10 protein-coding genes are annotated in these 12,157 nt (G+C 37.2%); 5 read left to right on the top strand and 5 right to left on the bottom strand.

What is annotated here, in order from left to right; genetic code table 11:
* The first annotated feature begins 8 nt into the window (after positions 1-8).
* From RBQ61_RS04730 to RBQ61_RS04740, 3 genes are all read left to right on the top strand, one after another.
* Positions 9-908 (top strand): S8 family serine peptidase, encoded by a 900-nt coding sequence (locus RBQ61_RS04730; protein WP_308139365.1) that lies wholly within the window; start codon positions 9-11, stop codon positions 906-908.
* 184 nt (positions 909-1,092) lie between these two features.
* The gene (murF, locus tag RBQ61_RS04735) at positions 1,093-2,493 is read left to right on the top strand and encodes a UDP-N-acetylmuramoyl-tripeptide--D-alanyl-D-alanine ligase (protein ID WP_308139366.1); all 1,401 of its coding nucleotides are present in this window, start codon (positions 1,093-1,095) and stop codon (positions 2,491-2,493) included.
* Positions 2,483-3,538: a D-alanine--D-alanine ligase family protein gene (locus RBQ61_RS04740; RefSeq protein ID WP_308139367.1), complete on the top strand. Its 1,056-nt coding sequence runs from the start codon at positions 2,483-2,485 to the stop codon at positions 3,536-3,538. Before murF ends, RBQ61_RS04740 begins: the two co-directional genes overlap by 11 nt.
* Positions 3,539-3,621: 83 nt before the next feature.
* On the opposite strand, the gene RBQ61_RS04745 is transcribed toward RBQ61_RS04740, so the two are convergent.
* Together RBQ61_RS04745 and RBQ61_RS04750 are read right to left on the bottom strand one after the other, a co-directional pair.
* Complete coding sequence (locus tag RBQ61_RS04745) at positions 3,622-4,434, bottom strand: 3-keto-5-aminohexanoate cleavage protein (protein ID WP_308139368.1); 813 nt, start codon at positions 4,432-4,434, stop codon at positions 3,622-3,624.
* 125 nt (positions 4,435-4,559) lie between these two features.
* The gene (locus RBQ61_RS04750; RefSeq protein WP_308139369.1) at positions 4,560-5,996 is read right to left on the bottom strand and encodes an aldehyde dehydrogenase; all 1,437 of its coding nucleotides are present in this window, start codon (positions 5,994-5,996) and stop codon (positions 4,560-4,562) included.
* Positions 5,997-6,259: 263 nt separating this feature from the next.
* Between RBQ61_RS04750 and glpX the strand changes: the two genes are divergently transcribed.
* Complete coding sequence (gene glpX, locus RBQ61_RS04755) at positions 6,260-7,237, top strand: class II fructose-bisphosphatase (protein ID WP_308139370.1); 978 nt, start codon at positions 6,260-6,262, stop codon at positions 7,235-7,237.
* 53 nt (positions 7,238-7,290) lie between these two features.
* Here the strand turns inward: glpX and RBQ61_RS04760 are convergent, their stop codons facing one another.
* The 3 genes from RBQ61_RS04760 to RBQ61_RS04770 are packed head-to-tail and all read right to left on the bottom strand — an operon-like array spanning position 7,291 to position 10,422.
* Positions 7,291-8,457, bottom strand: coding sequence for a SpoIIE family protein phosphatase (locus RBQ61_RS04760; RefSeq protein WP_308139371.1), 1,167 nt, complete (start codon positions 8,455-8,457; stop codon positions 7,291-7,293).
* Positions 8,457-10,172, bottom strand: a complete 1,716-nt coding sequence (locus tag RBQ61_RS04765) for a [Fe-Fe] hydrogenase large subunit C-terminal domain-containing protein (protein ID WP_308139372.1) — start codon at positions 10,170-10,172, stop codon at positions 8,457-8,459. Before RBQ61_RS04765 ends, RBQ61_RS04760 begins: the two co-directional genes overlap by 1 nt.
* Position 10,173: 1 nt before the next feature.
* On the bottom strand, positions 10,174-10,422 hold the full coding sequence (locus RBQ61_RS04770; protein ID WP_213927122.1) for a (2Fe-2S) ferredoxin domain-containing protein: 249 nt from the start codon (positions 10,420-10,422) through the stop codon (positions 10,174-10,176).
* 211 nt (positions 10,423-10,633) lie between these two features.
* On the opposite strand from RBQ61_RS04770, the gene rho reads away from it, so the two are divergent.
* Positions 10,634-12,115 carry a transcription termination factor Rho gene (rho, locus tag RBQ61_RS04775; protein WP_213927121.1) on the top strand — a complete coding sequence of 494 codons (1,482 nt, stop codon included), beginning with the start codon at positions 10,634-10,636 and terminating at the stop codon, positions 12,113-12,115.
* The last annotated feature ends 42 nt before the right edge of the window (positions 12,116-12,157 follow it).

Below are 12,157 nucleotides of genomic sequence, written 5' to 3' on the forward strand. Positions count from 1 at the left end.
ATATAAAAATGAGAAGCTTTATTTTAATATTAGCTGCAATTGCTTTAAATATTAACTCCTTGTATGCAGCGCCGGAAGAAATGCCTGACGGTTCCGGAGTAGGCATTGCCGTAATAGACACGGGAGTTATGGCTGAATATGCAGCGGATATGAAGGATCATATTGAAGAAGGCATGAACTATGTTTTTCCTGAGGATGATACTGATGATAAAATCGGCCACGGAACCAGAGTTGTTTCCATTATCATAGGAGCTGAAGCCAAAGGCAGTGTTGTAATGGGAACAGCTTCGGGGGGGATAGTGGTTCCTTTGGTATATCAGTCAAGGTATTCTTCCGGAGTAGTTGTGAACGGAGGAACGGAGCTTCTTGCAAAAGCAATTACTGATTCAGTAGATATTTACGGATGCAGAGTCTTGTGCATAAGTTCAGGCACAGCGGAGGATAGTGAGGTATTGAGAAAAGCCGTTGCTCATGCCGAGGAAAACGGAGCTGTTATTGTCGCTGCTGTGGGCAATGATAATCTCAAATATCCAGACAAGGTATACTATCCTGCCGCATATGAAACAGTGATAGGAATAGGAGCAATAGATAAGAAAAATGCTGCTGCGGATTTTTCTCAAAGAAACGGAGTGTTTGCAGTGGAAGAAGGCAAGGATGTTGCTGCTTTGTCATCCAGCGGAGAAGTTAAAAAATATTCGGGAACATCATATGCAAATGCCCGTGCGGCCGGAATAATAGCAGGGCTGCTTTCTCGGTATTCTGGCAGCACACCGGAGGAAATTCGTTCGGCTATAGCTATGTCAGCCTATGATTTGGGAGAACAGGGTTATGATGATGACTACGGGTGGGGAAAAATAAACATTTTTGGTGCAATCGAAATTTTACAAAAATTTTCGGTTAAAAAATAAAATATTAAATTTTAACGAAAATACGATATCTTTGAACTAATAAACAGTCAGCTATCGTATTTTTGTTTGTCATTTAAACTTCAAATATATAGCTGAATATTTTATATCTATATTTTTTATTGATTATAAATGCTAATTACAATATAATTAATTTAATAAACTAAACCAATAAAGAGGTTTTCAAATGATAAAACTTAAAATAAAGGATGCTGCGGATATTTTAAAAGCAGAGATTACAGGCAGTTTTGATTATGACAGAGTTATATGCGGAGTAAGTATAGATTCGAGAAATGTGTGCGAAAATAATTTGTTTGTACCTATTAAAGGAATGACTGTGAATGGTCATACATACATTAATGATGCAGTTAAAAATGGTGCTTCGGCAGCTTTGTGGAACAAGAGCGAACCAAACCCTCCCGAGGATATTGCGGTGATTCTGGTTGATGATACAGTAAAGGCTTTACAGGAGCTTGCTTTTGCATATAGGAACGAATTAAAAGCGAAAATAGTTGGAGTTACCGGAAGTAACGGTAAGACATCTACAAAAGATATAACGGCAAGTATTCTGTCTCAAAGATTTAAGACTCAAAAAACCATTGGTAATTACAATACGGAGATAGGTGTTCCGTATACGCTTCTGAGTTTGGATGAGGACTGTGAGGCGGCAGTTATTGAAATGGGCATGGAAAGAAAGGGAGAGATAGATTTTCTAACAAAGCTTGTTCAGCCTGATGTTGGCATTATAACCAGTGTCGGTCTTGTACATATAGATAACTTTCCTTCTATTGAAGAAATTGCAAAAACCAAGCTTGAAATAGTGAACGGTATAAAAGATAATGGACTGTTCATTTATTTTGGAGACGACCCTTTGATTGAAAGCACTGTCAGACAGACTGAAATAAGGGACAGCATAAGAAAGCAGACCTTCGGTACCGATAAAAATAATACATTATATTTGAAGGAATTCAGTGAAAGCATAGATGGAATAAAATTTAAAGTAAATGATGAAGGCTTTGGAGAGCTTTATGCGGATATGCTCGGAAAGCATCAAGCGTTAAATTCAATGGCTGCAATACTTGCCGCAAAAGAATTTGGAATGACACCTGAGGAAATACGCCAGGGGCTTTTAAAAATAGAAAAAACAGGGCTTAGAAATGAAATTATTAAAATAAACAGCTGCACAATACTTAATGACTGCTACAAATCGAACCCGGTAAGTATTTCAGCGGCTCTTGATATATTTGAGCTTATAGAATCTCATAAGAAAATAGCTGTGCTGGGGGACATGCTGGGATATAGAGAAATGAGTCATGACATGCACTATACAGTTGGCAGGGATTTGGTTTCACATCACATTGACGAACTCATTACAATAGGGCGTGAAGCAAAGTTTATAGCAAAAGGAGCAAGAGAAAATACTAATATACAAAGTATAGTCGAGTTTGATACCAAGGAAGAAGCTTCTGAACACTTAAAAAAATATTTGAATGAAGACTGTTCAATTTTGGTTAAGGGATCCAGATTTTTAAAACTTGAGTATATAGCAAGCACACTAAAGAATTGGAGGGAAACAAATGAAAACTAAATTAGCAATATTGTTTGGAGGTAAATCCGATGAATACTCGGTTTCATTGCACTCTGCTGCTGCAATAATCAACAATGTCCCTGACGAGATGTTTGATGTCACCCTTGTTGGGATAACACAGGAGGGTCGATGGCTTTTGTATGAGGGTTCTTCTGACAGAATAAACGATGACTCATGGCACAAGGGTGATTTAAGACCTGTACTTCTCAGCATGGGCAATGAATTTAGAGGACTGATAAAGCTTAATTCCAACAATACATTTGAAAAAATAGAGATAGACTGCATCTTCCCAGTTCTTCACGGAAGAAACGGCGAAGACGGAACAATTCAGGGACTTTGTCAAATGACGGGAATTCCTTTTGTAGGGTGCAATATGACTTCGTCCGCTGTGTGCATGGATAAGGAATTTACTCATATTGTTTGTGAAAACGCTGGAATTGCAACAGCGCCGTATATATCGGCCGTAAATTCAAGCAAACTTAATATAAAGAAGCTTTATGAAGAGGCATATGAAAAACTTTCTGTTCCTATGTTCATAAAACCTGCAAACAATGGCTCATCTCTTGGAATAAGCAAAGTTAGGAATTATGATGAATTTGAAAAGGGTGTTATGGAAGCATTTGAATATGATAATAAGCTTATAATAGAAAAAATGATCGATGGATTTGAAATAGGTTGTGCTGTAGTAGGGAATGAGGATTTGATAATTGGTGAAGTTGATGAAATAGAAACAAAGAATGACTTTTTTGATTATGTTGAAAAGTATAGTCAGCATAATTCAAAAATATATTGTCCCGCAAGAATCAGCGACGAACTTAAAATACAAGCTAAACAGATTGCAGAAAAAACGTACATTGCACTGGGCTGTAAAGGAATGTCAAGAGTTGATATGTTTGTTACGCCGGAAAATCAAATTTATCTTAACGAAATCAATACGATACCGGGTTTAACTGACCTGAGCAGGTATCCGTCAATGCTTAAGAAAATAGGTATAGAATATAAAGACCTGATTGTAAAACTGGTGGAACTTGCAATGGAACAATAACAAAAAATATGAAAAAGGAGATTTTTAACAGGTTACCGCACTGAACTGCGGACTGTTGAAAATCTCCTTTATTTATAATTCTGCTAGCGCAGTCCTAGTATAACTCTTGCTTCATCCGGAGTAGCTACTTCTCTTCCGAATTCTTTTGAAAGACGTGCAAGTCTTTCTACCAGTTGGGCATTTGATTTTGCCAGCACACCTTTTGAATAATATATATTGTCTTCAAAGCCTGTTCTTGCGTGTCCGCCAAGCATTATGGCGGCCATATTCAATGGAAGCTGGTATCTCCCAACGCCTGCAACGGTCCATGTTGATCCTGTAGGAACAGAATCTATCATGTACAACAAATCTCTCAATTCTCCACCCATTGCTCCGGGGACTCCCAACACAAAGTCAAAGTGCATCGGAGTATTTATCAATCCTTTTTTACCAAAGCGGACTGCCGTATCAACCATTCCTTTTTCAAAGCATTCAAGCTCAGGCTTAACTCCAAGTTCATTCATTCTTTTTGCAAATAATCTTATGTTTTCCTCTGTGTTCATAAACACATCATCACCAAAATTGCATGTTCCCATACTCAATGTTGCCATTTCAGGCTTAAGTTCTATGGGCTGCATTCTTTGCTGAGGAGTATGCCATACTGCTCCACCAGTTGAAGGCTGGAATATAATGTTGCATTTGGCTTCGATTTTTTCCTTTATTTCCTTATAAACTTCATAATCCTGTGTCGGATTGCCTTCCTTGTCTCTGGCATGGACATGCACCATTGATGCGCCTGCCTTATAGCATTCATAGGCTGCTTCGGCAATTTCATCCGGTGTAAGAGGAAGATTGGGTTGTTGTTCTCTTGTTACTTCTGCTCCTGTTAAGCATGCAGTAATAATTAATTTTTCCATTATACCCTCCATAATTATAATTCTTTGCCTTATATTATTTTACAATATCTGCCTCATATAGTCAATTGGTACTGAAATAATTATTAAATTAGAAATTCTCTGCGAATGTACTAATATTGTCGGAATCAGCCGAGTATTCCTTTTATAATTATTGTCTTAACCTGAGTCAATTCTTCCAATGTTGCGCTGACACCCTCTCTTCCTATACCGCTCATCTTATATCCTCCGAAAGCAATATCCGGGTGTCTGTACCTTCCTGTTCCATTCAGTACAACACTGCCACATTCTATTCTATATGCTGTTTTCAAGGCTTTGCTGGTATCACAGGTCATAATGCCGCCGTTAAGGCCATATACAGAGGAATTATGTATTTCAACGGCTTCCTCCATTGTATTAAAGCCTATTATAGGGAAGACAGGCCCAAAAACCTCCATATCTTTAGAGATATCCATGTTAGGAGTTACATTTGTCAGTACAGTTGGCTCAAAAAATGTTTTATTTATTATATTTCCTCCGCATGAGCATTTCGCACCCTGACTGATAGTATAATCTACTTGCTTTTTAACTTCAAGGGCGGCTTTTTCGTTAATCAGGCACCCCATTTCAGATGTAGGATCCATAGGGTCTCCGATTTTTATTTTACTTAGCCTATTAACAAGCTGCTTAGCAAACTCTTCCTTAATTGAGTTCTGAACAATGAATCTTTTCGTTGCAATGCATATCTGCCCTGAGTTTGTTGTTCTGGCCATTATTGCATTCTGTAGAGCTAAATCCATATCAGCATCTTCATAAATAATCATTGCGTCATTTCCGCCAAGTTCCAGAAATACGCGGTGAAGATTTGCTGCAGCCTGCTTTGCCGTTTCGATACCTACCGCTGTGCTTCCCGTAAGACTTACAGCATCAATTTCGGTGCTTCCTACAAGGTATTTTCCAACAACCGAACCGCTGCCTGTTACAATTTGCAGGACATCTCCCGGAATGCCACATTCTACAAGAAGTTCTGTTATTTTAATAAGAGTCAAGGGATTGTCAGAGGGTGGTTTAACAATAACTGAATTTCCTGTTGTCAGAGCCGGTGCAACCTTGTATGCATATGTTGAAGCAGGAAAATTGAATGGAATAATGCATACGACAGTTCCCAAAGGCTCTCTGCGTGTATATATTATGTCATTTTCTCCTCCCGGCTGACTGTCAGGAAGGGTTATTCCATAAAGATGATTTGCTCCCTCCAGAAAACGTCTGAATATAACGGGAACAAGGCTTACCTCGGCCTTTGCCTCTTTTATTGGTTTTCCGGTCTCCTTGCATAAAAGTTCAGCAAGTTCATCAACATGTTCGCTTACATTATCAATAAATTTCAATAAAATTCTTGAACGTTCATGCAGAGGCGTTTCTCCCCATATTTTTTTACCGTTTAGTGAATGCTTCAATGCCAGGTCCAAATCTTCTTTTGATGAGTCAGGAACTGTATCAATTAACTTTTGAGTTGCAGGGTTAAATATGTTTATGGATTTGCCGCTAAAAGAGTCTTTTTGTTGTCCGCCTATTAACATTTTCATTATATCACCATTCCTTTCGCACTTTTTAATATTATGCCACAGTTACATTGTTATTGCAAACGTATTTACTTTTGCTAGAAAGGCTATATAAATATTTTTTCTCCAAAATATCCTAAATATATTAATTATCTGAAACAATTTAAAAAAAACACTAAATTGGGTGGAAAAATTGAGCTATTTATAGTATAACTTTATATGAAATATTGTAACTTATATACTAATTTAAAATAAAAAGTATACAATAAAATTTACGGGAGAGAAAAATGGATAGAGAATTAGCTTTGAATATAGTGAGAGTAACAGAAGCTGCAGCCTTAGGATGTGGCAAGTATATGGGCAGGGGAAACAAGGAAATAGCCGATCAAGCGGCAGTTGACGGTATGAGAAGCATGTTTCAGGTTTTGGATATTTCAGGTACTGTGGTTATAGGAGAAGGAGAGCTTGATGAGGCGCCGATGCTATATATCGGCGAAAAGATAGGAACTTGGGAGGAAGGAGCACCAGAAATTGATATTGCTGTTGATCCTCTTGACGGAACAAAGCTAGTTGCAAAGGGACTTCCAGGAGCATTGGCTGTTGTTGCTGTTGCCCCTAAAGGCTGTCTGCTCCACGCCCCTGATATGTATATGGATAAAATTGCCGTTGGACCGAAAGCAAAAAATTGTATTGATATAACTGCTTCTATCGAGAAAAATCTTTACAATGTGGCTAAAGCATTGAAGAAAGATATTACAGAATTAACAGTAATAATGCAGGATAGAGAAAGACACCAGCACTTAATAGAAGGTGCAAGAAGTGTCGGAGCAAGGATAAAGCTGTTCGGAGACGGAGACGTTGCGGCTGCCATAGCAACATGCTTCAGTGAATCCGGGGTGGATATGTTTGTTGGCAAGGGAGGCGCTCCTGAAGGAGTGATTTCAGCGGCGGCCATTAAGTGCCTCGGAGGAGAATTCCAGGGAATTTTAAGACCTGACAATGAGGAAGAAGAAAGAAGATGCAGAGAAATGGCTGGAGATGATTGGAGCAGAGTTCTTGTAATGGAAGATTTGGCTAAAGGTGATGACATTATTTTTGCAGCTACAGGGGTATCCGACGGAGAGCTTCTGAAGGGTGTGAGATATATGGCGAACAACAGAGCAAGGACATCATCAGTAGTTACACGTTCAAAATCCGGGACAATCCGCTTTATAGACACAACTCATGTATTGGATAAAAAGCCTGATTACGCATATGTTAAATAAAGAATAAATAAAAACAGCCAATCGAAACATTACTATTTTCGATTGGCTGTACCTTATAAGTACATAATATTTATTTTTTTGCCTGCCTTTTTTAATTCTTCAATCAAAGCGTCAAGAATATTTTGCTTAATGCTGTATCCCATTGGGAATCCTGTATTCTGGTGAGCAGGGTTTACGGCTCTTCCTATATAAAAGTTAATATGAGTTGCCATATCGGAGAGCATTCGTGTCAATATGGAGCATCCGTCGTAGCTGCTGTAATCTATTACATTATCACAGTCAGATATATTGATTTTTTTAATATTATCAAGAGTTCTGCCAAGAGTTAGAACCCCTTCCGTAACAAGATCAAATCCATCCATGTAGGCTATTGGAGGAACATCCTGCTTCATGGAATCAAGATCCACACTAAGAGTTTTTCCGAGTTCTCGTTCAGCTATGAGAGCGGTGGTTCCGCCGCATATTATTTTTATATTTTTGCTTTCATTCATAATTTCTGCCAATGCCGAATCCTTTGATTTGTTGGCCGGAGGACCTACAAATAAATCTACAATTTCAGGTCTTCTAGATTTTATTGTCAGTATTGTAGTATCATCACCGGGCCTATTGTTGTACAAATTTCTGCAGACTCCGATGAAGTTGTTATTGATAATCTGTGATGAGCTGTTTAAGTTGTTTAGATTTTTCAGGTACTCGTTGACTTCATCCCATGACCATCCGAGATTAAGCATCTGGCCTATTCCCGCGTGAATTGCACCGTCGCTGACGACACAGAGAGTGTCGTTTTCTTCCAGCTTAATATTGGATTCATATATTTTCTTATTACCTATTTTTCTTTCTGCTTTTTCAACAGGAATAATCTTTTTTTGTGAAAAATAAAAGTAGGGCGGATTGTCATACTCAGCAATGTATACGTTGTTGTTTTTATCTATTTTAATAATAGTGAATGTTGAATATGCAAGCTTTCTGACCTTGCATTCAGGGAGAGTATTTATTATGGTATCAATAGTATCCTCGATGGATGCTCCGTTTTTAAGCATTGTCACGGTAATCTTGGTAGTCATTGTTGCAAGTATGTTTGCCTTGACACCGCTCCCCAGTCCGTCAGATAAGACAATGATGTATTCTCCGTCATCGCAGCTGTATTCAACTCTGTCGCCGCACAGTTCCTCTGTGTACTTATTAATGCTTTTATAATTTATATCTATGAAGTTCTCCATTACTTTTCACTTTCCTCTAAAACGACCTTTTTTAATTTAATAAGAGCAGCTTTTGTCTCAGCTGTTATTTCACCCATTAATCCAGCAATTTCTTGAGCTACTCGCATTTGCTTTTCAATTACTCTGTCAGCTGTTTCAAGGGTGTTAAGTTTTAAGTTTATAATCTGTTCTTTTTTCATTTCTTCTGCCGTTATATCATTTAATATTCCAAACAAAATTTTATTTTTGGGAAGGCAAATAATTCGTTCATGGACGGTTATACCATAGTTTTCAAGGAAAATCTTTTTTGCCACCATATTTGTTCCTGAATTTATGGCATCAGCAAAATTTTCCGGAGAAATAATTGATGAAACAGGCTTATTCCTAATTTTAGAAGCAGAAATATGAAATGCTTTTTCTCCTACCGGATTCAGGTCAAGTATATTTAAATTAAAATCAACAATAACAATGATACTAGGTGAATATTCAAAGTAGATATTCGAAATTTTTTCCGCCTCGATCCTCATGTAAGGCATGCACATCTGAGGGTATGACAATCCTTCAAGAACAGACACTGCCTTTTCTCTGCAGGTATCATAGCCGCATGCTCCGCAGTTAAGCTCGTCTGATTTTGTGTGCTTGCCTGTCTTTTCAAGAACAGCCCTTATATCATCTTCTGTGTATGACGGGTGAATATATTGTTTGTTCCTGAAATGACGGCTGAAATCAAGTGTGGCTTCTTCATCGCTATAATTTTCAAAGTTTTTACTCCTCAGAGGGTGTATCCTTGACTTGGTCTTTGTTTTTCTGACAAAGACGTTTTTGCTCTTTTTCGGCACGGCAGGGCCGCCAAGGCAGCTTCCTATGCAGCTGTTTGCTTCAATGATTACATTTGACAGATCACCCTTGGACAAAGCGTCAAAAGCTCCGATTAAATTATCTGTTCCCGATATAGTTAGGGGAGTAAAGGGGCTTTCTGAAATTACATCCTTCATACCTGAAAGAATACCATTTTCCAACGGATATTTTTTTCCTGTAAAATTTCCCTCTAAATCAGGATAGGTTTCATTAAAAGAAGATATATCTATATTTTTCGATTCTAACAGCTTGTCAAGTTCTTCAAAAGAAATAACTCCGTCAATAACGCCTGAAAGCTGGTAGCCGTAGGCTTCGCATTTTTTTGAAATACAAGGGCCGAGAAATACAATATAGGCTTCGCTGCCGTGGCGCTTTCTTATCATTTTACAATGAGCAATCATGGGAGAATCCAAAGGAATTAAATATTTTATCAGGTCAGGATAATACGTCTGCACCATCATGTTTACAGTAGGGCAGCATGTTGTAATTACATTATTTAAACTTGTATCAGATACATATTTTTTGTAGAGTTCGGTGACCTTTGCTGCTCCTATTGAAGTTTCCTCAACTAATGCTGCACCAAGATGCTTAAGCACAGATATTAATTTATACGGTTCTTCATAAACTCCAAGGTATGATGGGGCAATAGATACAATTACTTTTCGACCGTCCTTAACAGCGTTAAACACATTTTCCAAATCGCTGTGAATATTTCTGGCATTTTGTGGGCAAACCAAAAAACAGGTTCCGCATGCAATACATTTGTCTTCTACGATTTGCGCCTGATCGTCAATCATTTTGATTGCTTTTACAGAACAGTTTCTGACACATTTATAACAATTTTTGCAATTAGCCGGATAAAAATCTAAAATTCTCATATTAACTCCTCAGACTTTCCATAACAACTTCGTCAAAAAACTTATCTGCAGTTTCTTTGTTTACTGAAAAAATTTTGTCCATAAACATAACAGAAACTGCTTCAGTACAATGTCCAAGACAAAACGCAGCCTTGATTTCAACTTTACCTGATACGTTTCTTGTTCGCACACAGTTTTTAAACGCATCTATTACATCATATGAACCTTTTAGGTGACATGCACTTCCAACGCATATTTTCAAATCAACCATATTAAACCTCACAATAGTTCTATAACATTATTATATTACTAAAAAAATAAAAAGCAATACATTAGTTAAAAAATTAACAAAAAGTAATTATTTTTGAATTAAATCTCTTGACTATTGAAAAATTAAATGATATTATTGTAACACTTATCGAGCACTTATCTTATATATTCCATAGATTATTAAAATTGAATTGAATAGAACGGAGGATTTTATGGATAAAGACAATTTAGCCGGTTTAAAGCTTTCGGAATTGAAGGAGCTGGCAAAGTCAAAAGGAATGCGTGATGCTTATAAATATAAAAAAGATGAATTGCTAAAAAAATTAAATGAATATTATAACAGTTCAAATAAATCAAATCATTCACATAAAGACGACGACAAGAAGTTAGTAGAAAAAGAAAAAAACAGTGCGAGCAATTTTACGGAACGTGCCAAGAATTTAGAAAATTTTGAAAATGAAAACAATACATCTAATGCGGAGGTAAATATATCAAACCTTCCCGATAAGATTGTTGAAGAAATTGAATCCAGCGGAGATGATGCCGTCAAAGTAATGGGCATTCTGGAAACACATCCGGACGGTTACGGTTTTTTAAGAACAAATAATTATCTTACCAGCGATGAAGATGTTTATATATCCCCTTCTCAAATAAGAAGATTTCATATGAAGACCGGAGATAAAATAACGGGAATAACAAGACCGCCAAAACAAGGCGAAAAATTTAAAGCCCTGTTATACGTTAAGCAGGTAAACGACGAAAATCCTGAATTAGCAAGAAACAGAAAAGATTTTGACTCACTTGTTCCTATATATCCCGATGAAAGAATTAGGCTTGAAAGCTCTTCCTTTAATATAACCATGAGATTGATAGACTTAATTGCGCCTATAGGAAAAGGACAAAGAGGTATGATTGTAGCCCCTCCAAAGGCAGGTAAGACAACAATTCTGAAGAATATTGCAAACAGCATTTCGGAAAATTACCCGGATATAGAAATTATAATGCTTTTAATAGATGAACGCCCGGAAGAAGTCACTGATATGAAGAGAAGTGTCAAGGGTGATGTTGTGTATTCTACGTTTGACGAGCTTCCAAAAAACCATATAAAAGTTGCAGAAATGGTTCTCGAAAGAGCAAAAAGGCTTGTTGAGCAAGGTAAGGATGTATTGATACTTTTAGACAGTATTACAAGACTTTCGAGAGCATATAACCTTACTATAACTCCAACAGGAAGGACATTATCAGGAGGGCTTGACCCAGGTGCATTGTACGGACCAAAAAGGTTTTTCGGAGCAGCCAGAAATATTGAAGAAGGCGGCAGTCTGACAATTTTAGCAAGTGCCCTTATTGAAACCGGAAGCCGAATGGACGACATGATATTTGAAGAATTTAAAGGTACGGGAAATATGGAAATTCATCTTGATAGAAAGCTGTCAGAAAAAAGAATATTCCCTGCTTTAGATATTAACAAATCTGGTACACGAAGAGAAGAACTTTTGCTAAATACAGAAGAACTTCAGACAATTTGGCAGCTTAGAAAGGCAATGAGCAATTTTTCTGTTGCTGACGTTACAGAAAGATTAATAGATGGTTTGGTAAAAACCAAGACCAACGATGAATTTATTAGGCAGGCATCTTCCCAGCTGCTAAATATTGATAAGATGAAGAATGATTTTGATGACAGGAACTATTAAAAAATAACATACAAAAAAATATTGTAATATATTTTTTTGTAT

The organism is Sedimentibacter sp. MB35-C1 (assembly GCF_030913635.1).
Taxonomy (GTDB): Bacteria; Bacillota; Clostridia; order Tissierellales; family Sedimentibacteraceae; genus Sedimentibacter.

What these genes read in the sequence shown, in the direction of transcription:
- RBQ61_RS04730 (WP_308139365.1), top strand. Translation starts at nt 9, where the DNA reads ATGAGAAGCTTTATTTTAATATTAGCTGCAATTGCTTTAAATATTAAC.
- murF (WP_308139366.1), top strand. Translation starts at nt 1,093, where the DNA reads ATGATAAAACTTAAAATAAAGGATGCTGCGGATATTTTAAAAGCAGAG.
- RBQ61_RS04740 (WP_308139367.1), top strand. Translation starts at nt 2,483, where the DNA reads ATGAAAACTAAATTAGCAATATTGTTTGGAGGTAAATCCGATGAATAC.
- RBQ61_RS04745 (WP_308139368.1), bottom strand. Translation starts at nt 4,434, where the DNA reads ATGGAAAAATTAATTATTACTGCATGCTTAACAGGAGCAGAAGTAACA.
- RBQ61_RS04750 (WP_308139369.1), bottom strand. Translation starts at nt 5,996, where the DNA reads ATGAAAATGTTAATAGGCGGACAACAAAAAGACTCTTTTAGCGGCAAA.
- glpX (WP_308139370.1), top strand. Translation starts at nt 6,260, where the DNA reads ATGGATAGAGAATTAGCTTTGAATATAGTGAGAGTAACAGAAGCTGCA.
- RBQ61_RS04760 (WP_308139371.1), bottom strand. Translation starts at nt 8,457, where the DNA reads ATGGAGAACTTCATAGATATAAATTATAAAAGCATTAATAAGTACACA.
- RBQ61_RS04765 (WP_308139372.1), bottom strand. Translation starts at nt 10,172, where the DNA reads ATGAGAATTTTAGATTTTTATCCGGCTAATTGCAAAAATTGTTATAAA.
- RBQ61_RS04770 (WP_213927122.1), bottom strand. Translation starts at nt 10,422, where the DNA reads ATGGTTGATTTGAAAATATGCGTTGGAAGTGCATGTCACCTAAAAGGT.
- rho (WP_213927121.1), top strand. Translation starts at nt 10,634, where the DNA reads ATGGATAAAGACAATTTAGCCGGTTTAAAGCTTTCGGAATTGAAGGAG.